The sequence below is a fragment of the Nocardioides sp. genome, assembly GCF_031397825.1.
Classification (GTDB): Bacteria; Actinomycetota; Actinomycetes; order Propionibacteriales; family Nocardioidaceae; genus Nocardioides.
Genome location: NZ_JANNML010000242.1, coordinates 1 through 23530 on the forward strand (window position 1 = coordinate 1; position 23530 = coordinate 23530).

General features: G+C 69.3%; 22 protein-coding genes, 1 pseudogene and 1 CRISPR repeat array. Of the genes and pseudogenes, 21 read left to right on the plus strand and 2 right to left on the minus strand.

The features are described 5' to 3' along the window. Both RMN98_RS20410 and RMN98_RS20415 read left to right on the plus strand, forming a co-directional pair. Positions 1–573 (plus strand): ATP-binding protein (locus RMN98_RS20410; protein ID WP_309650660.1); only part of this gene is annotated, 573 nt, incomplete at its 5' end. Then, positions 566–1195, plus strand: coding sequence for a response regulator transcription factor (locus RMN98_RS20415; RefSeq protein WP_309650661.1), 630 nt, complete (start codon positions 566–568; stop codon positions 1193–1195). The genes RMN98_RS20410 and RMN98_RS20415, both read left to right, overlap by 8 nt. A gap of 31 nt (positions 1196–1226) precedes the next feature. Beyond that, a CRISPR array of direct repeats spans positions 1227–1376; the repeat unit is 19 nt; unit sequence GGTTGGTGACCAATCCGCA. Between the two features lie 13 nt (positions 1377–1389). On the opposite strand, the pseudogene RMN98_RS20420 reads toward RMN98_RS20415, so the two are convergent. Further along, positions 1390–2268 (minus strand): annotated as a pseudogene (locus RMN98_RS20420) (RecB family exonuclease); the annotation flags it as partial. Positions 2269–2356: 88 nt separating this feature from the next. Here RMN98_RS20420 and RMN98_RS20425 point away from each other — a divergent pair. From RMN98_RS20425 to arc, 4 genes are all read left to right on the plus strand, one after another. Then, complete coding sequence (locus tag RMN98_RS20425; RefSeq protein WP_309650662.1) at positions 2357–3490, plus strand: M50 family metallopeptidase; 1134 nt, start codon at positions 2357–2359, stop codon at positions 3488–3490. 42 nt (positions 3491–3532) lie between these two features. After that, positions 3533–4549, plus strand: coding sequence for a tRNA (adenine-N1)-methyltransferase (locus tag RMN98_RS20430; protein ID WP_309650663.1), 1017 nt, complete (start codon positions 3533–3535; stop codon positions 4547–4549). Next, a complete protein-coding gene (locus RMN98_RS20435; RefSeq protein ID WP_309650664.1) occupies positions 4546–5277 on the plus strand; it encodes a glutamine amidotransferase in 732 nt (243 codons plus the stop codon). Before RMN98_RS20430 ends, RMN98_RS20435 begins: the two co-directional genes overlap by 4 nt. Positions 5278–5454: 177 nt before the next feature. Further along, positions 5455–7209, plus strand: coding sequence for a proteasome ATPase (arc, locus tag RMN98_RS20440; RefSeq protein ID WP_309650665.1), 1755 nt, complete (start codon positions 5455–5457; stop codon positions 7207–7209). A gap of 126 nt (positions 7210–7335) precedes the next feature. Here arc and RMN98_RS20445 read toward each other — a convergent pair whose 3' ends face one another. Continuing rightward, on the minus strand, positions 7336–7959 hold the full coding sequence (locus RMN98_RS20445; RefSeq protein ID WP_309650666.1) for a class I SAM-dependent methyltransferase: 624 nt from the start codon (positions 7957–7959) through the stop codon (positions 7336–7338). Positions 7960–8169: 210 nt separating this feature from the next. Here RMN98_RS20445 and dop point away from each other — a divergent pair, with 210 nt between their 5' ends. The 15 genes from dop to RMN98_RS20520 all read left to right on the plus strand — a co-directional run bounded on the left by dop (position 8170) and on the right by RMN98_RS20520 (position 23529). Next, the gene (gene dop, locus RMN98_RS20450) at positions 8170–9678 is read left to right on the plus strand and encodes a depupylase/deamidase Dop (RefSeq protein ID WP_309650667.1); all 1509 of its coding nucleotides are present in this window, start codon (positions 8170–8172) and stop codon (positions 9676–9678) included. A 155-nt stretch (positions 9679–9833) separates the two neighbouring features. Then, the gene (locus tag RMN98_RS20455; protein WP_309650668.1) at positions 9834–10031 is read left to right on the plus strand and encodes a ubiquitin-like protein Pup; all 198 of its coding nucleotides are present in this window, start codon (positions 9834–9836) and stop codon (positions 10029–10031) included. After that, the gene (gene prcB / locus RMN98_RS20460; protein WP_309650669.1) at positions 10028–10882 is read left to right on the plus strand and encodes a proteasome subunit beta; all 855 of its coding nucleotides are present in this window, start codon (positions 10028–10030) and stop codon (positions 10880–10882) included. The genes RMN98_RS20455 and prcB overlap by 4 nt, the downstream gene beginning before the upstream one ends. After that, on the plus strand, positions 10879–11772 hold the full coding sequence (gene prcA / locus RMN98_RS20465) for a proteasome subunit alpha (RefSeq protein ID WP_309650670.1): 894 nt from the start codon (positions 10879–10881) through the stop codon (positions 11770–11772). The genes prcB and prcA overlap by 4 nt, the downstream gene beginning before the upstream one ends. Positions 11773–11783: 11 nt before the next feature. Further along, the gene (locus tag RMN98_RS20470) at positions 11784–12308 is read left to right on the plus strand and encodes an NUDIX hydrolase (protein WP_309650671.1); all 525 of its coding nucleotides are present in this window, start codon (positions 11784–11786) and stop codon (positions 12306–12308) included. A 163-nt stretch (positions 12309–12471) separates the two neighbouring features. Then, on the plus strand, positions 12472–13479 hold the full coding sequence (locus RMN98_RS20475) for a hypothetical protein (RefSeq protein WP_309650672.1): 1008 nt from the start codon (positions 12472–12474) through the stop codon (positions 13477–13479). A 90-nt stretch (positions 13480–13569) separates the two neighbouring features. Next, positions 13570–14931, plus strand: a complete 1362-nt coding sequence (gene pafA, locus RMN98_RS20480; RefSeq protein ID WP_309650673.1) for a Pup--protein ligase — start codon at positions 13570–13572, stop codon at positions 14929–14931. 284 nt (positions 14932–15215) lie between these two features. Beyond that, positions 15216–16025: an FKBP-type peptidyl-prolyl cis-trans isomerase gene (locus tag RMN98_RS20485; RefSeq protein ID WP_309650674.1), complete on the plus strand. Its 810-nt coding sequence runs from the start codon at positions 15216–15218 to the stop codon at positions 16023–16025. Between the two features lie 63 nt (positions 16026–16088). Further along, positions 16089–17069 (plus strand): WYL domain-containing protein, encoded by a 981-nt coding sequence (locus tag RMN98_RS20490; RefSeq protein ID WP_309650675.1) that lies wholly within the window; start codon positions 16089–16091, stop codon positions 17067–17069. Then, entirely contained in the window at positions 17066–18040 is a 975-nt protein-coding gene (locus RMN98_RS20495) for a WYL domain-containing protein (protein WP_309650676.1), read from the plus strand. Before RMN98_RS20490 ends, RMN98_RS20495 begins: the two co-directional genes overlap by 4 nt. A 48-nt stretch (positions 18041–18088) precedes the next feature. Continuing rightward, on the plus strand, positions 18089–18406 hold the full coding sequence (tatA, locus tag RMN98_RS20500) for a twin-arginine translocase TatA/TatE family subunit (RefSeq protein ID WP_309650677.1): 318 nt from the start codon (positions 18089–18091) through the stop codon (positions 18404–18406). Positions 18407–18434: 28 nt separating this feature from the next. After that, on the plus strand, positions 18435–19271 hold the full coding sequence (gene tatC / locus RMN98_RS20505) for a twin-arginine translocase subunit TatC (RefSeq protein ID WP_309650678.1): 837 nt from the start codon (positions 18435–18437) through the stop codon (positions 19269–19271). Beyond that, positions 19268–19663 carry a hypothetical protein gene (locus RMN98_RS20510; RefSeq protein ID WP_309650679.1) on the plus strand — a complete coding sequence of 132 codons (396 nt, stop codon included), beginning with the start codon at positions 19268–19270 and terminating at the stop codon, positions 19661–19663. The genes tatC and RMN98_RS20510 overlap by 4 nt, the downstream gene beginning before the upstream one ends. Positions 19664–19846: 183 nt before the next feature. Then, on the plus strand, positions 19847–20728 hold the full coding sequence (locus RMN98_RS20515) for a diacylglycerol kinase (protein ID WP_309650680.1): 882 nt from the start codon (positions 19847–19849) through the stop codon (positions 20726–20728). Further along, positions 20725–23529, plus strand: a complete 2805-nt coding sequence (locus tag RMN98_RS20520; protein WP_309650681.1) for a DEAD/DEAH box helicase — start codon at positions 20725–20727, stop codon at positions 23527–23529. Before RMN98_RS20515 ends, RMN98_RS20520 begins: the two co-directional genes overlap by 4 nt. Position 23530: the final 1 nt, after the last annotated feature.

The window sequence follows — 23530 nt, forward strand, 5'->3', positions numbered from 1 at the left end:
GACCTGCACGACGGTGTTGTCCAGGACCTCGCCGGCACGTCCTTCTCGATCGCAGCAGCAGCCCGCGAGCCCAACCTCTCGCCCACGGTCAAGACCTCGCTCACGTCCGCCAACCAGGCGATCCGCGACACCCTGAAGTCCCTGCGGGCCCTTCTCGCCGAGATCCATCCGCCCGAGATCCACGCCGAAGGCCTCGCCGCAGCTCTGGAAGACCTGACAGCGCCGGCGAGCGCCCTGGGCATCCAGGCGTCGATCAGCGTCGAGGGCGCCGAGACCGCGACCGACCAACAGGCGGCCTTGGTCTGGCGGGTGGCGCAGGAGGCTGTGCGCAACGCGTTGCGCCACGCGCAGGCCTCCACCATCGCCGTCACCGTCCGCAGCGACGGCAAGGTGCTCGTGCTCGAGGTGGTGGACGACGGCATCGGCTTCGCCGCCGACGCCGCCCCTGCCTCGGACCGCTACGGTCTGAGGGGCATGGCCAGCCTGGTCAGGGACAGCGGCGGGAGGCTCCGAGTGGATTCGGCAGCAGGCGAGGGAACCGCCGTACGGCTCGAGGTGGCCGTCGATGACTGACCCCACCAGCCCCATCCGCGTCGTCCTGGTCGACGACCACGCCGTGATCCGGCTCGGGATGGGCCAGCTCCTGGCGGCCACGGACGACATCGTCGTCGTGGGGGAGGCCAGTGACGGCGCCGAGGCCATCGAGGTCGCCGAGCGCACGCGCCCAGACGTCGTCCTCATGGACCTGCAGATGCCCGGGATGGACGGAGTGAAGGCCACCCGCCACATCGTGAGCGCCAAGCTCGCCGACGTGCTGGTCCTCACGTCCTTCTCCGACAGCGAGCGCATCTTCGGCGCGCTGGACGCGGGCGCGGTGGGCTACTTGCTCAAGGACGCCGACCCCGACGACGTCCTCAACGGGATCCGCGCGGTCAGCCGCGGCGAGTCACCGATCCACCCTCGCGCCGCGCGTGCCCTCATCGGCACCCGGGCGGGGTCTGCCAACGTGCAGCTCACGGGACGCGAGTCTGAGGTGCTGGGGCTGGTGAAGGAGGGGCTCGCCAACAAGCAGATCGCCCGGCGCCTCGGCATCAGCGAGCGCACCGTTAAGGCCCACCTGACCTCTGCCTTCGCCCGGATCGGCGTGAGCGACCGCACCCAGGCGGCGCTGTGGGTCGAGCGCAACGGGCTCTGACCGCCTGGTCGTCGGGCGCCTGCGTCGCTGCGGTTTGGTCACACTCCGCAAGTCCTCGGCAGCTCGGCCTGCGGTTGGTGACCAATCCGCAATGAGCTGGCGGCTGACCCTCGTGGCTTGTGGTTGGTGACCAATCCGCAGGTTCAGGGCGATTCGGGTTGTGGTTGGTGACCAATCCGCACGTCTGCGACGAGCGGAAGCGGCGGCGGCGTGCCACCCCACTCAGGACACAGCGCCTGGTGCGCGCACCAGTCGCAGAGACGGCTGCGCCGAGGCTGCCAGTCACCCGTGTCGCGAGCGATGGCTATCGCAGCCCAGATCGCCTCGACCTTCCGCTCGGTCGCGAGCAGGTCCTGCTCATCGGGGACGTAGCGCACCATCTCGCCGTTGCCGAGGTAGACCAGCTGCAGCATCGCCGGCACCACACCACGCGTGCGCCACAGCACCAGCGCGTAGAACTTCATCTGGAACAGCGCCTTGCCCTCGAACCCCTCGGCAGGAGACCGGCCGGTCTTGTAGTCGACCACCCGGATCGCGCCGTCCGGGGCGACGTCGATGCGGTCCACGAAGCCGCGGAGCAGGAGGCGGGAGTCCAGGAGCGTCTCGACGTAGAGCTCCCTCTCGGCCGGCTCGAGACGCTGCGGGTCCTCCAGCTCGAAGTAGCGATCGATCACCGTCCGGCACGACGCGAGCCACGACACCACGTCCGGGCCCTCGGTCCCGAACATCTCGGCCACGCTCGGCTCGGCGTCGAGGAGCGCGTCCCAGGCCGGCATCAGCAGGTCGCGCGCCCGCTCCGGCGTACGGTTCAGGGCCGGTAGGTCGAACAGGTTCTCGAGGACCTTGTGGACCACCGTGCCCCTGACCGCGTCGGGCGAGGGAGGCTCGGGCAGGCGGTCGATCGTGCGGAAGCGGTAGAGCAACGGGCAGGTCAGGAAGTCCCCGGCCCGGCTGGGGGAGAGGGCGCCAACGACCTCGACCCCGTCGACCGGCGTGGACACGCTCTCGGCGGGGGAGGGTCCGACCTCGATCGTCTCAGCGTGACCGGCACCGTGGCCGGCGACCTCGCTCATCCTCGCCTCACGCCATCGAGCCTAGGGGAGGGCGCCGACACACCACTCCGCCCAGGGCCGGCAGGGTGCGGTCGGCTAGATTCGACACGTGTCCGAGCCTGCGCAACGCCGAGAGCCCCGCCCCGCGGGGACGTTCAAGCTCGGCACCATCGCGGGCAGCGACGTGCTCGTCTCGTCGTCCTGGTTCCTCATCGCCGCGCTCATCGCCTTCCTGATGGCTCCCCGGGTGGAGCAGGTCCAGCCCGGTCTGGGCCCGTGGAAGTACGTCGCCGGGCTGACCTTCGCGGTCGTCCTCTACGGCTCGGTGCTCCTGCACGAGGCATCGCACGCCGTCGTCGCACGACGCTTCGGTTTCCCGGTCAAGTCCATCACCTTGCACTTCCTCGGCGGGATGACCGCCATCGAGGGGGAGTCGCGCACGCCGCGCCAGGAGTTCTGGATCGCCGTGGTCGGACCGCTCACCTCGATCGCGGTCGGGCTGGCCGCGCTCGGGCTCTGGTTCGTCACCCCCGACGGCCTCCTGCTCATGGCAGTCGAGGGACTCGCCGGCGCCAACCTGCTCGTCGGCGTCCTCAACCTCGTGCCCGGACTGCCGCTCGACGGCGGCCGCGTCCTCAAGTCCGCGGTCTGGCGCGCCACCGGCGACGTCCACCGCGGCACGATCGCGGCTGCATGGGGTGGCCGCGTGACGGCGTTCGCCGTCCTGCTCTACCCCATCGCCCAGGAGCAGCTATTCGGGCGTCCTCCTGACATCTTCGACTTCGTCCTGTCCTTCGTGATCGCCACGTTCCTGTGGGCGGGCGCCACCCAGGCCATGACATCGGCACGGCTCCGCTCGCGACTCCCGTCGCTGCGGGCCCGCGACCTCGCGCGGCGTACCCTCTCGGTCCCCGACGACCTGCCGCTCGCCGAGGCCGTACGACGTGCCCAGGCCGCCGAGGCCGGAAGCATCGTGACGGTCACCGGCAGCGGCAAGCCCGTCGGTGTCGTCAACGAGGCCGCGCTGCTGGCGACTCCTGAGGACCGCCGCCCCTGGGTCGCCGTCTCCACCGTCGCGCGCACCCTGGAGGAGGGGCTCTCCATCCCGGTAGGACTCTCCGGCGAGGCGCTGATCCAGGCGATCCAGCGGGCACCCGCAGCCGAGTACGTCCTGGTCGAGGAGGACGGCACGGTCTACGGCGTGCTTGCGACCGCCGACGTCGATCGGGCGGTGCGGCAGTAGCCGGTACGTCGACCCTCGACGCGCTGGCAGTAGGGTTCCGCGGTGTCCTCGACTACTCCTGATGCCGCCACCTCCACCGACGACGTCGCACCTCAGGCGTGGTCAGGGGTCCATCGCGGCCCCCTGCGGGCCGGTGAGTGGGTGCGCCTGGTCGACACCAAGGGCCGCAAGCACAACATCTGCCTCGAGGCGGGCAAGTCCTTCCACACCAATCGTGGCGGGATGTCCCACGACGACCTGATCGGACGTGAGGAGGGGTTCACGATCACCTCGACCTCGGGTGGGCAGTACCTCGTGTTCCGGCCCCTCCTGTCGGAGTTCGTGGTCTCGATGCCGCGCGGCGCTGCGGTGGTCTACCCCAAGGACGCTGCCCAGATCGTGGCGATGGCCGACATCTTCCCCGGGGCCGACGTGGTCGAGGCCGGGGTCGGGTCCGGCGCACTGACCTGCTCGTTGCTGCGCGCCGTCGGACCCTTCGGGCACGTGACCTCCTACGAGCGGCGCGAGGAGTTCGCCGACGTCGCGCGCAAGAACGTGCACCAGTTCTTCGGTGCCCCTGACGGCGAGACCCACCCGGCCTGGTCGCTGGAGCTGGGTGACCTCGCCGAGGAGCTGCCCCGCTCCGGGAAGCGCGCGGACCGTGTCATCCTCGACATGCTCGCCCCATGGGAGTGCATCGAGGCCACCGCCGACGCGCTGCGACCCGGCGGGATCGTCTGTGCCTACGTCGCCACGACCACCCAGCTCTCCCGCTTCATGGAGACCGTGCGGCTGCACGGCGGCTTCACCGAGCCGCAGGCCTGGGAGTCGCTCGTGCGCGACTGGCACGTCGAAGGCCTCGCCGTACGCCCCGGGCACAAGATGATCGGTCACACCGCCTTCCTCGTCACCGCGCGCCGCATGGCGCCGGGGGAGACGGCGCCGCGCAAGACCAGGCGCCCCGCTCCCGGCGCGTACGGCCCCGACTACACCGGCCCGCGGCCTGCTGACGTACCCAAGGTCGAGGTGTCTGAGGTCGAGGTGTCGGAGGTCGAGGTGTCGGGGACCGAGGAGTCGTGAGGCCCTTCCTCCTGCTGTCGATCCGAGCCGAGCCGGAGGCGGCGGAGGAGGAGCACGACGCGTTCGCCCGGTTCCTCGAGGTCGGCTCCGCCGGGCTCGAGCGACGCCAGCTCGGAGTGGCCGCTCTGGGTCGGGTGGACCTGGGCGAGTGGTCCGGCATCGTCCTCGGCGGTGGCGCGTTCTGCGTCTCCGACCCGGAGGCGACGAAGACGGCCGAGCAGCGTCGTACGGAGGAGGACCTGGCCACGTTGCTGGACCAGGTCGTCGAAGCCGACTTCCCGTTCCTGGGCGCCTGCTACGGCATCGGCACCCTCGGCCGGCACCAGGGCGGTGTGGTGGACCGGTCCCACCCGGAGCCGGTCGGGCCGTGCTCCGTGACGGTGAGCGCCGAGGGGACCCTGGACCCGCTCTTCGCCGGCGTGCCGCAGACCTTCGCGGCGTACGGCGGGCACAAGGAGGCTCTCGCGGTCGTCCCCGACGGCGCCACGGTGCTGGCGACCTCGGCTGCCTGTCCGGTCCAGGCCTTCCGGGTGGGGGCCAACGTCTACGCCACCCAGTTCCACCCCGAGCTCGACCTGGACGGGATCCGGACGCGGATCGCGGTCTACGCCGGACACGGCTACTTCGACCCCGCCGAGGTCGTCGCCCTGCAGACAGCGGCCGCCGCGGTCCAGGTCGATCGCCCCGGGTCGCTGTTGCGCAACTTCGCGAGACTGCACGCGCGCTGACCGTGGGTCTGCGGTTGGTGACCAATCCGCAGGTCCCGGGGCCCCGGTGCTGTGGTTGGTGACCACTCCGCAAACCCACATGCCCGCGGGTGATGGAAAACGTGACCAACACCGGCGCATATCCGCTTCCCTTGTATGGCCACCCCGGTAAGGTCGCAAGAACAGGAGGTGGACCTCATGTCGTCGACAGATGGTGTGTCCAGCGGTAGCGGTCGTAAGAGCGACGAGCTCGAGAGCCAGGTGCGCTTCCTCGAGTCCGAAGTGACCGAGCTGCGCCGACGTCTCAACGAAGCACCCACGCAGTCGCGCGGTGTCGAGCTTCGTCTGGCTGATGCTCAGCGGTCCTTGTCTGCCGTGACCTCGCAGAACGAGCGGCTCGCGGAAACGCTGCGTGAGGCCCGTGACCAGATCATGAAGCTCAAGGAAGAGGTCGACCGCCTCGCCCAGCCGCCGGCCGGCTTCGGCACCTTCCTGACGCGCAACGAGGACGACTCGGTGGACGTCTTCACAGGTGGTCGCAAGCTGCGCGTCAACGTCAGCCCAGGCGTCGAGCTGGACGGGCTTCGCCGCGGCCAGGAAGTGATGCTCAACGAGGCTCTCAACGTCGTCGCCGCATTCGACTTCGAGCAGGTCGGTGAAGTGGTGATGTTCAAGGAGCTGCTCGCTGATGGCGAGCGCGCGCTCGTGATCGCCAACGCCGACGAGGAGCGCGTCGTACGACTTGCGGAGCCGTTGCTCCAGGAGACGATCCGCGCTGGCGACTCGCTGCTGCTCGACTCGCGAGCGGGCTACGTCTACGAGAAGGTGCCCAAGTCCGAGGTCGAGGAGCTCGTCCTCGAAGAGGTCCCGGACATCGCCTACGAGTCGATCGGTGGGCTCGCCGGCCAGATCGAGCAGATCCGCGACGCCGTGGAGCTGCCCTACCTGCACCCCGAGCTCTTCAAGGAGCACCAGCTCAAGCCCCCCAAGGGCGTGCTGCTCTACGGACCTCCGGGATGTGGCAAGACGCTGATCGCGAAGGCGGTCGCCAACTCGCTAGCCAAGAAGGTCGCGGCCAAGACGGGCCAGGAGGGGAAGTCCTACTTCCTCAACATCAAGGGCCCCGAGCTGCTCAACAAGTACGTCGGCGAGACCGAGCGCCACATCCGCCTGGTCTTCCAGCGGGCCCGAGAGAAGGCCAGCGAAGGCACTCCGGTCATCGTGTTCTTCGACGAGATGGACTCCCTCTTCCGCACCCGCGGCTCCGGGGTCTCCTCCGACGTGGAGAACACGATCGTGCCCCAGCTGCTCAGCGAGATCGACGGCGTGGAGCTGCTCGAGAACGTGCTGGTCATCGGAGCCTCGAACCGCGAGGACATGATCGACCCCGCCATCCTGCGACCGGGGCGGCTCGACGTGAAGATCAAGATCGAGCGACCAGACGCTGAGTCCGCGCGCGACATCTTCACCAAGTACCTGCTCGCCGAGCTGCCGCTGCACGCGGACGACCTGGCCGAGTTCGGTGGGGACCGGCAGGCGTGCGTGGACGGGATGATCCGGGCCACGGTGGAGCGGATGTACACCGAGACCGAGGAGAACCGCTTCCTCGAGGTCACCTACGCCAACGGTGACAAGGAGGTCCTGTACTTCAAGGACTTCAACTCCGGCGCCATGATCCAGAACATCGTGGACCGGGCCAAGAAGATGGCCATCAAGGACCTCCTCGATCACGACCAGAAGGGGCTGCGCGTCTCGCACCTGCTCCAGGCGTGCGTCGACGAGTTCAAGGAGAACGAGGACCTCCCCAACACCACCAACCCCGACGACTGGGCCCGCATCTCCGGGAAGAAGGGCGAGCGGATCGTCTTCATCCGCACGCTCATCACCGGCAAGCAGGGCACCGAGCCCGGTCGATCGATCGACACGGTGGCCAACACCGGTCAGTACCTCTAGCTCACCCGACTGTCACGGCCGGTCGCTCTGCGGCCGGCCGTTGGCATTCCGTCGGGGTGTGCGGTTTGGTCACCCACCCCATGCCGATGGCCCCGGTTGTTGCGGTTGGTGACCAAACCGCAGCCCTCAGCGAGGTGCGGCCCGCCCCAGGTATCCGAACGACCACGGTCGGGTGATGCGCGGACCGGGAAGGTACTCGGCCGAGAGGTCCACGATCTCCAGATCGGCCGAGCGCACCAAGCCCGCGATGTCGCGGGTCAGATGACACCCGCCGGCGACGCGTCGCTGCAACGGCTCCAACCGGGCCTGCCAGGCTGCGACGCGCGGCTGCGGGGCCAGGCCGTGCTCCAGGAAGTGGAAGGTCCCCGCCGGCCTCAGGACCCGGCGTACCTCGGTCAGCGCCAGCTCGACGTCGGGGATCGTGCACAGCGTGAAGGTGCACAGGACCACGTCGTACGACGCGTCGCTCGCGGCAAGACGTTGACCGTCCAGGCCGACACGCTCGACGTGAAGCGGGCTGGCCTGGCGGCGTGCTTCGGACATCGACCAGCCGAGGTCGGACGGCTCGACAGCGGACAGGGTGGCCACGGCCCGGGAGAGGTGGGGCAGGTTGAGGCCACTGCCGAAGCCGAGCTCGAGCACGTCGCCCGCTATCCCGGCGCACACGCGCGCCCGCAACGCCTGGATGTCGGGGGCGCGCAGCGCCCGGTCGACGAGTCGCGGGACGACCCGTTCTTCCCATCTGCCCATCTCTCGGCTCCTCCGCCACCACCCGGGGGGTGAGCCCACCGGTGGACCCAGCGTGCTACAGATGTCGGGTGCCGTCACGGTGGCGGCCGCACCTCGAAAGGTTGCCCGTGAAGATCCTCATCATCATCGTCGTCGTCCTCGTGATCATCTACCTCGCCCAGATGGTGCTCCGCAAGCGCTGAGCCTGACCGTGGCCCGTACGCTCGACCCATGAGCGTCCGGCGAGTGATGGGCACCGAGGTCGAGTACGGCATCTCGGTCCAGGGACAACCCCTGGCCAACCCGATGGTGGCCACGTCCCAGGTGGTGAACGCCTATGCGTCCGCCACGGTCAAGGCTCGCCGGGCGCGGTGGGACTTCGAGGAGGAGTCGCCGCTGCGTGACGCCCGCGGGTTCGACATGGCACGCCAGGTCGCGGACCCGAGCCAGCTCACCGACGAGGACCTCGGCCTCGCGAATGTGATCCTCACCAACGGCGCGCGCCTCGACGTGGACCACGCCCACCCCGAGTACTCCACGCCCGAGGTCACGAGTCCTCTCGACATCGTCTTGTGGGACAAGGCCGGCGAGCAGGTCATGCTCGACGCCCAGCGGCGCGCGGGCCTGCTTCCGGGTGGGGCGCCCATCGCGATGTACAAGAACAACACCGACAACAAGGGAGCGTCGTACGGCGCCCACGAGAACTACCTGATGCGCCGCAGCACCCCCTTCGCGGACATCGTGCGCCACCTGACGCCGTTCTTCGTCAGCAGGCAGGTCGTGTGCGGGGCCGGGCGTGTGGGGATCGGCCAGGACGGTCGCCAGCACGGCTTCCAGGTCAGCCAGCGCGCCGACTTCTTCGAGGTCGAGGTGGGCCTCGAGACGACCCTCAAGCGGCCCATCATCAACACCCGCGACGAGCCACACGCGGATCCGGAGAAGTACCGGCGCCTGCACGTCATCATCGGCGATGCCAACCTCTCGGAGGTCTCGACCTATCTCAAGGTGGGCACGACCTCGTTGGTGCTGGCGATGATCGAGGACAAGTTCATCGGTTCCGACTTCAGCGTGAGCGGTCCGGTCTCGGCCCTGCGGGCGGTGTCGCACGACCCGTCCTTGAAGCAGACCTTCACCCTCGGTGACGGGCGGACCCTGACGGCGGTGCAGCTGCAGCTGGAGTACCTCGACCTGGCGAAGAAGTACGTCGAGGACCGGCTCGGCTCGGTCGCCGACGCCCCGACCGTCGACGTCCTCGCGCGCTGGGAGTCGGTCCTCGACCGCCTCGAGCGGGACCCGATGCTGTGCGCCCGTGAGCTGGACTGGGTTGCCAAGCTCCAGCTGCTGGAGCAGTACCGCGACCGCGACGGCCTGGCGTGGGACGACGCCAAGCTCGCGCTGATCGATCTGCAGTACTCCGACATCCGCCCCGAGAAGGGCCTCTACAACAAGCTGGTGGCCGCGGGGCGCGTCGACCGGCTCCTCGACGACGTCGCGGTCGAGCGCGCCATGCACGACCCGCCGACCGACACCCGCGCCTACTTTCGAGGCAGGTGCTTGGAGAAGTACGCCGAGCACGTCGCCGCCGCCTCTTGGGACTCGGTCATCTTCGACCTTCCGGGGCGGGAGTCGCTGCAGCGCGTGCCCACCATCGACCCGTTGCGCGGCAGCAAGGCGCACGTCGGTGAGCTGCTGGACCGCTGTGACACCGCTGAGCAGCTGTTCACGGCACTGACTCGCTGAGGGCTGGGCTGCGGTTTTGTCACCAACCACACGCGCAGACGTCCGTGGATTGCGGTTGGTGACCAAACCGCAGGTCGCCCCCGTCTGCGCACTCGCGGCGATTCCGCTGCTCGAGCCTGTCGAACCGACTGGGGGTGAGTGGATAGGGTCGGGACATGGCCCAAGAGCAGAAGCAGCCGCGCAAGTCCTCGGAGACCGAGGAGGCGACCCAGGTCGCCCCCGAGACCGACGTCGCCGAGCGCAAGGAAGCCCTGGACGGTGACATCGACGCGATCCTCGACGAGATCGACGAGGTCCTGGAGTCGAACGCCGAGGACTTCGTGAAGTCGTTCATCCAGAAGGGCGGCCAGTGACCGACCCGCGCCTCCCCGCCGCCTACCTGCAGCCGGGGACCTCGTCGTTCAGCGACTTCCTGTCCTCGCAGTCCCCGGACCTCTTGCCGGGACGTCGCGCACTGCCCCAGGGGCAGGCCGGCGATCTCGCCCCGCACGGGACGACGATCGTCGCGGCGACGTTCCCCGGCGGTGTCGTCATGGCCGGTGACCGGCGAGCGACGATGGGCAACATCATCGCCCAGCGCGACATCGAGAAGGTGTTCCCCTCCGACGAGTACTCCGTAGTCGGCATCGCCGGTGCTGCCGGCCTCGCGGTCGAGATGGTCCGGCTGTTCCAGACCGAGCTCGAGCACTACGAGAAGATCGAGGGCACCACGCTCTCGATGGACGGCAAGGCCAACCGTCTCGCCGCCCTGATCCGGGCCAACCTGGGGATGGCCATGCAGGGCCTCGCCGTCGTACCCCTCTTCGCCGGCTACGACCTGCGCCAGGGCCACGGGCGGATCTTCAGCTACGACGTGACCGGGGGACGCTACGAGGAGCAGGCCTTCTTCTCGGTCGGCTCCGGCTCTCTCTTCGCCAAGGGCTCCCTCAAGAAGCTCTACCGCGAGGACCTCGACGAGACGGGCTGCGTGACCGCGTTGGTCCAGGCGCTGTACGACGCCGCGGACGACGACTCCGCCACCGGTGGGCCGGACCTCACACGGCGGATCTTTCCCGTCGTCCGGGTGATCACCGCCGACGGTGGGCGACGCGTCCCCGACGAGGAGGTCGCAGAGATCGCCGACCGGGTGATCGCGGGTCGGATGATCCGTCCCGACGGCCCGGGAGCACCCTTGACCGGCGGCACGACGGGAGGCACCCGATGAGCATGCCGTTCTACGTCTCGCCCGAGCAGCTGATGAAGGACCGGGCGGACTTCGCACGCAAGGGCATCGCGCGCGGTCGTTCGGTCGTCACGATCCAGTACGCCGAGGGCATCCTCTTCGCCTCCGAGAACCCCTCGCAGGCCCTGCACAAGGTGTCGGAGATCTACGACCGGATCGCGTTCGCTGCCGTGGGTCGCTACAACGAGTTCGAGAACCTCCGCATCGCCGGCGTACGTCTTGCCGACATGCGCGGCTATGCCTACGACCGCCGCGACGTCACCGGTCGCGGCCTGGCCAACGCCTATGCCCAGACCCTGGGCACCATCTTCTCCAGCGGTGGTGAGAAGCCCTACGAGGTCGAGCTCTTCGTTGCCGAGATCGGGGACACCGCCGATGAGGACCAGATCTTCCGGCTCACCTACGACGGACAGGTGGCCGACGAGCAGGGCTTCGCGGTGATGGGCGGGGCGTCCGACATGGTCGCCAAGTACATCAAGGAGCACTACGAGCCCCACCAGTCTCTCGAGAGCGCCGTACGTCTCGCGGTGGCAGCCCTCGGTCACACCGATGACGCCGACCGCGTCATCGACGTGGACCACCTCGAGGTGGCCATCTTGGACCGCACCCGGACTCAGCCCCGCAAGTTCAGCCGTCTCAGCCCGGCACGCCTCTCCACGCTGCTCGGGGAGCGCGGTCCCTCGACCCCCGACGAGGCGGACCCGGAGGACACCCGTCCCGGCACCGCGGCCAGGGCTGGTGGCCCGGACGATCCCAGTGACCCGACGGACCAGACCAGTGGGCACGTCCCGCCCCTCGAGGACCCTCTTACCGGTGAGCCGGAGCCGCCCGTGGCGCCGCCTCCGGGTGGTGCCGGTGGCCCTGCTCTGTGACACATGACGGTATGGCTGGCTGGGAGCAGGTGGGGGAGGACCAGCCCGTCTACAGCGGCTACACGCACGTCGTACGCCGTCGGATGCGTCAGGCCGACGGTCGTGAGAGCGACTGGGACCTGATCGACAGCCCCGACTCGGTAGTGGTGCTCGCCCTCACTCCCGAGCAGCAGGTCGTGGCCATCCGGCAGTTCCGCCCTGGGCCGGACCGGGTCATGCCCTCCTTGCCCGGCGGTCTGGTCGATGACGGTGAGAGTGTCCTGGACGCGGCGGCCCGCGAGCTGCGCGAGGAGACCGGCTACGTCGGGACTGGGTGGAAGATCATCACCCACACCACGCCCTACAAGAGCACGGAGAGCCGGTGGGTCGTGGTCGCACACGACTGCACCCGGTCCGCTCCGCAGTCACTCGACGAGCACGAGGACATCGCGGTGACCCTGCTGTCCTTGGCGCAGCTTCGCGGCGAGCTTCGCTCCGGTGGCTTCGGCACCACCGACCAGGCCTACCTGGCGCTGGATCACCTGGGCCTGCTCTGAGTGCCCGGGGGTTGCGGTTTGGTCACCAACCGCATTCTCAGGTCACCTGTCCTTGCGGTTGGTGACCAAACCACAGCCCGGTCCTCGGCTGGCGATCGCACCCGCATCCACAGGCTCATCTGAGCCGTGTTTGCCGGCGTCGCCAAATGCCCATGTTGTCGCCATGACTGAGACGTCCGAGGATCGACGCGAGCCGCACTGGCGCCGGTTGACCCCTGATGAGGTGGGTGATGCCCAGCGCGGGGAGGTGCGCACCGTCGGGCACCGCCGTGTCAGCTTCGGTCTCTACCGGTCAGAAACTCAGGGCGACGAGTGGTCCGAGCTGGTCCGCGACCTGCAGGCCTTTCGTCTGGTCTTGCCGGAGGGTGCGGCGTTCACCCACGTCACGGGGGCGCGGATCCGCGGCTGGAACCTCCCGCATCTGCCGAGCCAGGTCCCGGTCTTCGCCTCCGCCCCCGGTGACGTGGCGCGGCCGCGACGTTCGGGCCTGATCGTGTCGCGACTGGTCAGTGACGCCCCCAGCGAGACGCGGCACGGTCTGCCCGTGGCCGCCGCCGAGGAGATCCTCCTCCGTGCCAGTCGTGACCTCGGAACCCTCGACATCGCGATCATGATCACCTCGGCGATGCGCCTCGGCGACCTCGACCACCAGCGGATGGAGAGCCTCCTTGCCTCCCGGCGTCCCGGCGTGCGACGTCTGCGAGCCGCCTGGCACCTCGCAGACGTGAGGTGCGAATCCCCGGGCGAGGTGCTGCTCAAGATCCTCCACGACGTGTGCGACGTGCAGACCGAACCACAGGTCGAGCTCTTCGATGACCAGGGGACGTCGCTGGGTCGAGCGGACCTGCTGTTGCGGGGAACGCGCCATGTCCACGAGTACGACGGCGGGCACCATCGGGACAAGGACCAGCACCGCACCGACTTGCGACGTGAGCGCGGCCTCTCACCGCACTACACGAGGCGAGGGTTCACCCTCGACGACCTGCTCAACCATCCGCTTGCCGTCATGCACGAGCTGGACCGGCTCCTGGATCGCCCGCACCAGCTGCGACGGCTCCACCGGTGGCGCTCACTGGTCCGCGCCTCGTGCTACTCCGAGGACTGCCGAGAACGCCTGCACATGCGGTGGCAGCGACTGACGGGACAGGTCGAGTGGCAACCCACGGGCTAGGTCCCGGCGGCTGCAGTTCGGGACCAAACCGCAACCATGTCGCACCCACAATGAGCAGACGGGTTGGATCGTGGGCCGTAGGGTCTGGGTGTGGACCGACGGATCTTCGGCATCGAGAACGAGTACGGCGTGACGTGCACGTTCAAGGGCCAACGGCGCCTGAGTCCCGACGAGGTCGCGCGCTACCTGTTCCGCAAGGTGGTGAGCTGGGGCAGGTCGAGCAACGTGTTCCTGCGCAACGGCGCACGGCTCTACCTCGACGTCGGCAGCCACCCCGAGTACGCCACTCCCGAATGTGACGACATCGCCGAGCTCGTGACGCACGACAAGGCCGGTGAGCGCGTCCTTGAAGGCCTGCTGCTCGACGCCGAGCAGCGTCTCCACGACGAGGGCATCCAGGGGGAGATCTACCTCTTCAAGAACAACACCGACTCGGCCGGCAACTCCTACGGCTGCCATGAGAACTACCTGGTCGGACGAGCGGGGGAGTTCAGCCGACTGGCGGACATCTTGATCCCCTTCCTGGTGACTCGGCAGATCGTCGTCGGCGCCGGCAAGATCACCCAGACGCCGCGAGGTGCGTCGTTCTCGGTCTCCCAGCGAGCTGAGCACATCTGGGAGGGCGTCAGTAGCGCCACCACTCGTAGCCGCCCGATCATCAACACCCGCGACGAGCCGCACGCGGACGCGGAGAAGTACCGACGCCTGCACGTCATCGTCGGTGACTCCAACATGAGCGAGACCACCACCATGCTCAAGGTCGCCAGCTGCGACCTGGTGCTGCGGATGATCGAGGAGGGCGTGGTGATGCGCGACCTCACGATGGAGAACCCCATCCGTGCCATCCGCGAGATCTCCCACGACATGACGGGCTGCCGCAAGGTGCGGCTGGCCAACGGTCGGGAGGCGAGTGCGCTCGAGATCCAGGGCGAGTACCTCTCCAAGGCACGTGACTTCGTGGACCGGCGCCAGATCAGCACCCCCCTCATCGAGCGGTCGCTGGACCTGTGGGAGCGGGGCCTGAAGGCGGTGGAGTCCGACGACCTCGGTCTGGTCGACCGCGAGCTCGACTGGGTGATCAAGTGGAAGCTGATCGAGCGCTACCGGGCCAAGCACGGCCTGCCGCTGGGTCACCCCAGGATCGCGCAGCTCGACCTCGCTTACCATGACATCCACCGCGGTCGCGGCCTCTACTACCTGCTCGAGAAGCGAGGAGCCGTGGCCCGGGTCAGCACCGACCTGAAGATCTTCGAGGCCAAGTCGGTCCCACCCCAGACGACGCGTGCCCGGTTGCGCGGTGAGTTCATCCGCAAAGCGCAGGAGCGCCGTCGTGACTTCACCGTGGACTGGGTGCACCTCAAGCTCAACGACCAGGCGCAACGAACAGTGCTGTGCAAGGACCCGTTCCGGGCCTACGACGAGCGTGTGCAGCGGCTCATCGACGGCATGTGATCTGACTGGGTGATGCGGTTTGGTCACCAACCGCAACCCGACGGCCCCGCCAGCTGCGGTTGGTGACCAAACCGCAGGCCGCGAGGCCTGTCGGCGCTCTTCAGGCACGGCTTGTAGGGTGACGGCGCCGTACTGACCTGCTCCCGAAGGACATCCCTGTGCTCTCGCGTCTTCGTCGCCCTGCGACCCTGGCCGTCTCCGTCCTGCTCCTGACGACTCTCGCTGCGTGCGGCGACGACACGCAGGAGGCAGCGTCGGGCCTTGACCGGCTGGAGGCCGTCAGCGTGAGTGGCGACCAGGGCAAGCAGCCGAAGGTGACCTGGAAGGACCAGATGTCGGCGGACGACATCGAGGTCGAGACGCTCGTCGAGGGCGACGGGGACGTCGTTGCCGAGGATGACCAGGTGACGGTCAACTACTGGGTCGGCAACGGCTTCACCCAGCGCAAGACCTTCAGCACCTATGACGACGGCGGTCAGCCCGAGACCGTGACGGTCAACGACGAGCTGCTCGCGGTGTTCAAGGACGCTCTGCTCGACCACACGATCGGGTCCCGCGTCGCCGTGACGGCGTCCGCGCCCGAGGCCTTCGGCGAGGCGGGCAACCCGCAGCTCGGTATCGGCAACCAGGACTCCGTGCTGGTCGTGGTGGACCTGATGGAGCTCTACGAGGACCCCGAGCCCGTCGACGTACCCCAGTCGAAGATGCCCAAGATCCTCGAGGAGAAGGGCAAGCCCACAGCCCTGGACTTCACCGGGCTCCCGGAGCCGAAGGCCGACGGCGACCTGATGCGCACCGTCCTCAAGGAGGGCAAGGGCAAGGTCCTCACGACCGACCTGAAGGTCAAGGTCAACTACCTGGGATCGGTCTACGACGCTGACGCGCCCTTCGACGAGAGCTTCTCCGGCGAGCCGCTCTCCCTGGAGCTCTCGAGCTTCGTCCCGGGCTTCACGTTCGGCCTCGAGGGTGTCAAGGCCGGCAGCCGCGTGCTGCTGGCCATCCCGCCGGCGCTCGGCTACGGCGCCCAGGAGCAGGAGAACATCCCGGCCAACAGCACGCTCTACTTCGTGGTCGACATCATCTCGGCCGCCTGACGCGGGCCGAGGAGGCCTGACCCACCCGCCCGAGCAGCTTCTCGACCTGCAAGGATCCACCCCATGGCCGGCAGCAAGAGCGAACGACTGCTCAACCTGCTCATCATGTTGCTCGTCCAACGGCACTTCGTGCCGAAGGAGCGGATCCGCAGCATGCTCTACGCAGACTCCTCCACCGACGCCTTCGAGAAGATGTTCGAGCGCGACAAGGAGGAGCTGCGCAGTCTCGGTGTGCCCGTCGAGGTGGGCAACATGGACGCCTACTTCGACGACGAGCCGGGCTACCGGATCCGCCCCGACGAGTTCGCCCTGCCCGACATCGACCTCGAGCCCGACGAGGCGGCCGTCATCGGCCTGGCCACCAAGGTCTGGGAGCACGCCAGGCTCGCCCAGGCGACCACCGAGGTGGTCCGCAAGCTGACCGCCCTCGGCGTACCCGTCGACGTGTCCGCCCTCGACATCGCCCAGCCCCGCCTCAGCGCCGACGAGCCGGCCTTCGACGTGTTCTTCGAGGCAGTGCAGGAGCGCAGCGTCGTCGAGTTCGACTACGGCCGCACCGGCCAGGCCAAGCCCACCAGGCGCCGCCTCCAGCCGTGGGGCGTCGCGCGCTACTCGGGACGCTGGTATGTCGTCGGCCTCGACCTCGACCGGGATGCCGAACGCGTCTTCCGGCTCTCCCGCATCCAGGGCGCCGCGCGCAAGGTCGGCCAGCCCGGCGCCTACGAGGTGCCTGCCGGCACCGACGTCAGCGAGGTCGCCCGTCGGCTCGCGCCCCCGCCCAGCACGGAGCGCGCCGTCGTCCTGGCGCGTGCTGGCGCCGGCGTGCCCCTGCGACGCGACGCCGACGAGGTCCACGAGGGCGTCCCCGGACCCGACGAGCGCACCACCTGGGACCGCCTGGTCCTCACCCGCGCCACCGTCGGGCTCACCGACGACCTGCTGGGCTACGGTGCCGACGTGTACGTCGAGGAGCCGGCCGCGGTGCGCGAGGCGCTGGTGGCGCGGCTCACCGCGGCCCTCGCCACACCCGAGGACAGCCCATGAGCACCCCACCCCCCGGCGCCAAGGACCAGGTCGCCCGGCTCCTCACGCTGGTGCCGTTCCTGCACACGCACGGCCAGGTCCGCATCGACGACGCCGCTGCGGCCCTCGGCGTGCCGGCAGACCAGCTCGTCACCGACCTGATGGTGCTCCTGATGTGCGGGCTGCCTGGCGGCTACCCCGACGACCTCATCGACGTCGATCTCGATGCCCTCGACGCGGGCGTCATCCGGGTCTCCAACGCCGACTACCTCGCCCGACCGCTGCGGCTCAACCCCACCGAGGCCTCGGCCATCATCGTGGCGCTCCGGGCATTGCGCGACGGCGCCAAGGATGAGACCCGCGAGGTGGTCGACCGGGCGCTGGCCAAGCTGGAGGTTGCTGCGGCTGAGGCTGGTGGCACCGGCCACATCGACCCCGGCGTCGACACGGGAGACGCCGACCGTGCCGTGCTCGCCGTCCGTCTGCGTGAAGCGGTGACCGCCCAGCGGCAGGTCCGGCTCACCTACTACGTGCCCACGCGCGACGAGGAGTCCGAGCGGGTCGTCGACCCCCGGGCGGTGACGACGCACGGTGGCATCGCCTACCTCGACGCGTGGTGCCACAGTGCTGAGGCGCCCCGCCTCTTCCGCCTGGACCGGATCGCCGGCGCCGAGGTACTGGACACACCGGTCGCCGAGCCCACCGCCGCGCCGCGCGACCTGGGGGAGGGGCTCTTCACGTCCTCCGCGGAGACGACCCCCGTGACGCTGCGGCTGCACGCACCGGCCCACTGGGTGACCGAGTACTACCCCGTCGAGGCCGTACGACGCCGTCGTGGCAACCTCCTCGAGGTCGACCTCCAGGTGGCCGACGAGCGCTGGCTCACACGGCTCCTGCTGCGTCTGTCGCCCCACGCCGAAGTGGTCGCTCCTGCCGCCTACGGCACGGCTTTCAGGGAAGCCGCACGGGGCGCACTAAATCTGTATGCCTGACCCGCGACGTACTATGACCATGCAACGACACCAACAGATGAGGTCACGATGATCAACCCGATGATTGGTATGCCCCAGGGAGCCGAGTGGCTGGTGATCCTGGCCATCGTCGTGCTCGTGTTCGGAGCAGCGAAGCTGCCCGACCTCGCCCGCGGCACCGGCCAGGCCCTGCGCATCTTCAAGGCCGAGACCAAGGGTCTCAAGGACGACGAGGACGACACGACCGAGGGTGACGCGAACCCGCCGGCTCCCAAGGCCGAGATCCCCCCCGCTGCGCCCGTCACCCCCGCTGCCCCGGTCGACCCGGCTCCGTCCGTGGCTCCCGTGACTCCGAGCAGCGAGCAGACCGACACCCGCAACGGCTGAGACGCGGGTCGGCTGAGAGCATCTGCGCGTGCGCATCACTGGAATCGTCCAGCTCTTCGTCGGCAAGCCGGTCCACCCCGTCGGTGCCGACGGGCGTATGGCCTTGTCCGACCACCTCCGCGAGCTCCGAGCGCGGATCCTCAAGATCGCGCTCGTCGTCATCGTCGGCCTCGCGGTCTCGCTGGTGTTCTTCGACCAGCTCTTCGATCTTGTCTACGGGCCCTACCAGCAGGCTCAGGAAGCGCTGCCCAACGGCACGACGGTGCCGACGACCTCCGGGGCCGGAGCCGGCCTGCTGCTCTACCTCAAGCTCTGCGGCCTCGCCTCGGTCGTGCTGACGAGCCCGATCTGGCTCTACCAGATCTGGGCGTTCATCCTGCCGGGGCTGCACGCCAAGGAGCGTCGCTGGTCGCGGGTCTTCGCCGCCATCGCGGGCCCGCTCTTCCTCGCTGGCATCTTCCTGGGCTACGTCACCTTGCCCAAGGGTCTTGAGATCCTGATCGGCTTCACGCCCGAAGGCCTGACCAACCTCGTGGAGTTCAACGACTACCTGAGCTTCTTCAGCCGGACCCTCCTGGTCTTCGGCATCGCCTTCGAGATCCCGCTCTTCGTCGTGCTGCTCAACCTCGCCGGCGTCGTGTCCGGCAAGGCCCTCGGCGCGCACCGGCCCTGGATCATCGTCGGCGTCTTCGTCTTCGCCGCGGTCGCCACTCCGTCGGCCGACCCGTTCACGATGACCCTGATGGCCGGGCCGATGGTGGTGCTGTTCCTGATCTCCGAGGTCATCGCGCGCTACAACGACCGCCGCAAGGCCAAACGCAACAAGTTTGCCGGGCTCTCGCCCGACGAGGCCTCCCCCCTGTGACGGGTCTCGACCCGGTCGAGGTGGACCCGTTCGACCTGCCCGAGTGGCTGGGGGAGCGTGACGTCATCTGGTCCTCCGACGCCGGCCTGCGCACCGGCCACCGTGTCCCCGGCCGGCTCGTCTCGCCCCCCGACGAGATCGCCTGCGACCTGCTGGCCGTCGACGAGGCCTATCCCGAACCCGTGACAGCGACCCCCCTGCGATCAGCCGCCCACCAGGCCTGGCGGCACGGGCAGATCCACCTGGCGTCGTACGACGGCAGGCTGGCGCTGCTGGTGCCCGGCACGTCGTTCGACGCCGACCTGGCGCTCGAGGCGGTCGGCCGGCTCGCCAAGGCCGTCGGTGCCGCGCCGGTGCGCTATGTGGTGCAGCTGCGGGTCGGTCAGCGCTGATCCGGCCCGGACCTGCGGATTGGTCACCAACCGCAAGATTGGGGGCGCTGGGACTGCGGTTGGTGACCAGTCCGCAGCCCCCGGCGACCAAGACGCCACCCCGGAGGCGGCTCGCTGAGGACCTCGAACGCCGCCGTGTGAGTCGAGGCCCTGGGAGCCGGCCGGCGCACTAGTGTCAGCAGCGTGGCCGGCAGCACCCGTGTGATCGCGCTCCTGACGAACCCGACGTCCGGGAAGGGCAAGGGCGCGCGGGTCAGCGCGCTGGCCGAGGTGCAGCTGCGTGGGGCGGGGATCGACGTACGCCCGATGCAGGGGCGCGACGCCGACGAGGCCCTGGATCTCGCACGGCAGTCCGTCGCCGAGGGGGTCGAGGCGCTGGTGGTCGTCGGTGGCGACGGGATGGTCAACCTGGGGCTGCAGGCGGTCGCCACGACCACGACCGCGCTCGGGGTCATCCCGGCCGGCACCGGCAACGACGTGGCGCGCTACGTCGACATCCCACGCAAGGACGTCGCCGCAGCAGTCGACATCGTCATCCGCGGGCGCACCCGCACCCTTGACCTGGCCCGCTGCGGCGGCCGCTACTTCGCCACCGTGATGGCAGCCGGCTTCGACGCGGTCGCCAACGAGCGTGCCAACTCGATGACCTGGCCGCGTGGCCAGATGCGTTACAACCTCGCGACGCTCGCCGAGCTGCGCACCTTCCGGCCGCGCTCCTACACGCTCGACCTCGACGGCGAGACGCTGCGTCTGGAGGCGATGCTGGTCACCATCGGCAACGGTCCCTCCTACGGCGGGGGCCTGCGTATCACCGAGGGTGCCAAGATGGACGACGGGCTGCTCGACGTCGTCATCATCAAGCCGATCACCAAGCCCGACCTGATCCGGACCTACCCCAAGCTCTTCTCCGGCACCCACACCAGCCACCCGCAGTACGAGCACCACCTCGCCCGGACCGTCACCGTCGCCGCCCCCGGGATCGTGGGCTATGCCGACGGAGAGCGGTTCGGCCCCCTGCCGATCACCATCGAGAGCGTTCCAGGAGCACTGACCGTCCTGTCATGAGCACCGACGAAGAGACCACCCCCGCCCAGCGGTACGCCGACTTCCGCAGGACCCGCTCGCACCCGGTCCTGAAGGACTTCCAGGCGCACTACGACTTCCCGCTCGACGACTTCCAGCTGCGTGCGTGCCGCGAGATCGAGGAGGGGCGCGGCGTGCTCGTCGCGGCCCCCACGGGCTCCGGCAAGACGATCGTCGGCGAGTTCGCCATCCACCTGGCGATGGCGACCGGGCGCAAGTGCTTCTACACGACCCCCATCAAGGCGCTGAGCAACCAGAAGTACCACGACCTCGTGGCCCGCTACGGGCCCGACCGGGTCGGTCTGCTGACCGGTGACAACACGATCAACGGGGAAGCCCCGATCGTCGTCATGACGACCGAGGTGCTGCGCAACATGCTCTACGCCGGCTCCCGGACGCTGATGGGGCTCGGCTTCGTGGTCATGGACGAGGTCCACTACCTCGCCGACCGGGCCCGTGGCGCGGTCTGGGAGGAGGTGATCATCCACCTGCCCGAGTCGGTCTCGGTGGTGTCGCTGTCCGCGACCGTCTCCAATGCCGAGGAGTTCGGTGAGTGGCTGGCCACGGTGCGCGGCGAGACCACCACCATCGTCGAGGAGCGGCGACCCGTGCCGCTGTACCAGCACGTGATGGTCGGGCGCCGACTGCTCGACCTCTTCGCCTCCAGTGACGTCGACGCCGCGGCGGGTTTCGTCAAGGAGGGCGCACCGGTCAACGACGAGCTCACCAAGATCGCCCGTGACGACTGGGCTTCCTCGCGCATGAAGGACCGTCGTACGCCGAAAGGCCGCGGCAAGACCCCCCGCACCAGTGGGTCGCGCGACGTCGGCAACGGACGGCGGGTGTGGATCCCCAGCCGGGCCGACGTGATCGAGCGGCTCGACCGTGAGCGGCTGCTGCCGGCGATCGTGTTCATCTTCAGCCGCGTCGGGTGCGACGCCGCCGTGACCCAGTGCCTCAACGCCGGGATCCGGCTGACGTCGGCCGCCGAGCGCGACGAGATCTTCCGGTTCGTGGAGCAGAGCTGTCGCGACCTGCCCGAGGACGACCTGCACGTGCTCGGCTACCACGACTTCCTCGACGGCCTCACGCGCGGCGTCGCTGCGCACCACGCCGGGATGCTGCCGGCGTTCAAGCAGGTCGTGGAGGAGCTCTACATCCGCGGCCTCTGCAAGGTCGTCTTCGCCACCGAGACCCTGGCGCTCGGCATCAACATGCCCGCGCGCACGGTGGTCATCGAGAAGCTCTCGAAGTGGAACGGCGAGACCCACGCCGACATCACGCCGGGGGAGTACACCCAGCTCACCGGCCGGGCGGGACGACGCGGCCTGGACGTCGAGGGCCACGGCGTCGTGCTGTGGCAGCCGGGGATGAACCCGCGGGAGGTGGCCGGCCTCGCGTCGACGCGCACCTATCCGCTGCGCTCGTCCTTCCGACCGTCCTACAACATGGCGGTCAACCTGGTCCACCAGTTCGGCCGGGAGACGTCGCGCGAGCTGCTGGAGCAGTCCTTCGCGCAGTTCCAGGCCGACAAGGCCGTCGTCGGGATGGCGCGGCAGCTGCGCAAGAGCGAGGACGCGCTGGCGGGCTACGTCGAGGCGGCGACCTGCCACCTCGGGGACTTCATGGAGTACGCCGGGCTCCGGCGCCAGATCAGCGACCTCGAGAAGACTGCGAGCAAGGCCAAGCGATCCGACCGTCGCGACGAGGCGATGGCCTCGCTGGCCGAGCTCAAGGTGGGCGACGTGATCCAGGTGCCGGCCGGCAAGTTCGCCGGCTTCGCCGTGGTGGTGGACCCCGGCTTCTCGCCCGAGGGCCCGCGCCCCTACGTCGTCACAGCCGACCGGCAGGCCCGCCGGCTGGCGATGATGGACTTCCCGACGCCGGTCGTGGCGCTGACACGGCTGAAGGTGCCGCGCAGCTTCAACGGGCGCAACCCGCAGATGCGCCGCAACCTCGCCTCGGCGCTGCGATCGCGCACCCACGACCTGACGCCTCCGCCGCCGAGCGCGGGTGCACGGTCCGGCGGGCCAGCGCTCCCGCCGGCCGTGGAGCAGGAGATCACGGCGCTGCGCACGGCGATGAAGGCCCACCCGTGCCACGGCTGCTCGGACCGGGAGGAGCACGCCCGGTGGGCCGAGCGCTACTACAAGCTGCAGCGCGACGCCGACACGCTGCGGCGGCGGGTGGAGCAGCGCACCAACACGGTGGCGCGACAGTTCGACCGGGTGTGCGAGGTGCTGACCCGGCTGGAGTACCTGGACGGCAACGAGGTCACCGAGCGTGGCTCGCACCTGCGTCGGATCTACTCCGACATGGACCTCGTAGCGGCCGAGTCGCTGCGCCGCGGGCTCTGGGACGACCTGTCTCCCGCCGGCCTGGCCGCGGCGCTCTCGACGCTCGTCTTCGAGTCCCGGCGACCCGACGACGCCAGCTCCCCGAAGCTGCCCGGCGGCAACGTCAAGCCCGTCATCGCCGAGATGGTGCACCTGTGGGCCGAGCTCGACCAGCTCGAGCGCGAGCACAAGCTCGACTTCCTGCGCCAGCCCGACCTCGGCTTCGCGTGGATCGCCTACCGCTGGGCCGAGGGCGACGACCTCGACGAGGTCCTCGGCACCTCCGAGCTCGCCGCCGGTGACTTCGTGCGCTGGATGAAGCAGCTGCTCGACCTCGCCGGCCAGGTCGCCGACGCCGCCGGCGACACCGCCTTGCGTGGCACAGCGCGCGAGGTCGTCAAGCGGCTCCGGCGGGGTGTGGTGGCCTACTCGAGCCTGGCGGAGTGAT

What these genes read in the sequence shown, in the direction of transcription:
- RMN98_RS20415 (WP_309650661.1), top strand. Translation starts at nt 566, where the DNA reads ATGACTGACCCCACCAGCCCCATCCGCGTCGTCCTGGTCGACGACCAC.
- arc (WP_309650665.1), top strand. Translation starts at nt 5,455, where the DNA reads ATGTCGTCGACAGATGGTGTGTCCAGCGGTAGCGGTCGTAAGAGCGAC.
- RMN98_RS20445 (WP_309650666.1), bottom strand. Translation starts at nt 7,959, where the DNA reads ATGGGCAGATGGGAAGAACGGGTCGTCCCGCGACTCGTCGACCGGGCG.
- dop (WP_309650667.1), top strand. Translation starts at nt 8,170, where the DNA reads ATGAGCGTCCGGCGAGTGATGGGCACCGAGGTCGAGTACGGCATCTCG.
- RMN98_RS20455 (WP_309650668.1), top strand. Translation starts at nt 9,834, where the DNA reads ATGGCCCAAGAGCAGAAGCAGCCGCGCAAGTCCTCGGAGACCGAGGAG.
- prcA (WP_309650670.1), top strand. Translation starts at nt 10,879, where the DNA reads ATGAGCATGCCGTTCTACGTCTCGCCCGAGCAGCTGATGAAGGACCGG.
- RMN98_RS20470 (WP_309650671.1), top strand. Translation starts at nt 11,784, where the DNA reads ATGGCTGGCTGGGAGCAGGTGGGGGAGGACCAGCCCGTCTACAGCGGC.
- RMN98_RS20475 (WP_309650672.1), top strand. Translation starts at nt 12,472, where the DNA reads ATGACTGAGACGTCCGAGGATCGACGCGAGCCGCACTGGCGCCGGTTG.
- RMN98_RS20490 (WP_309650675.1), top strand. Translation starts at nt 16,089, where the DNA reads ATGGCCGGCAGCAAGAGCGAACGACTGCTCAACCTGCTCATCATGTTG.
- RMN98_RS20495 (WP_309650676.1), top strand. Translation starts at nt 17,066, where the DNA reads ATGAGCACCCCACCCCCCGGCGCCAAGGACCAGGTCGCCCGGCTCCTC.
- tatA (WP_309650677.1), top strand. Translation starts at nt 18,089, where the DNA reads ATGATCAACCCGATGATTGGTATGCCCCAGGGAGCCGAGTGGCTGGTG.
- RMN98_RS20520 (WP_309650681.1), top strand. Translation starts at nt 20,725, where the DNA reads ATGAGCACCGACGAAGAGACCACCCCCGCCCAGCGGTACGCCGACTTC.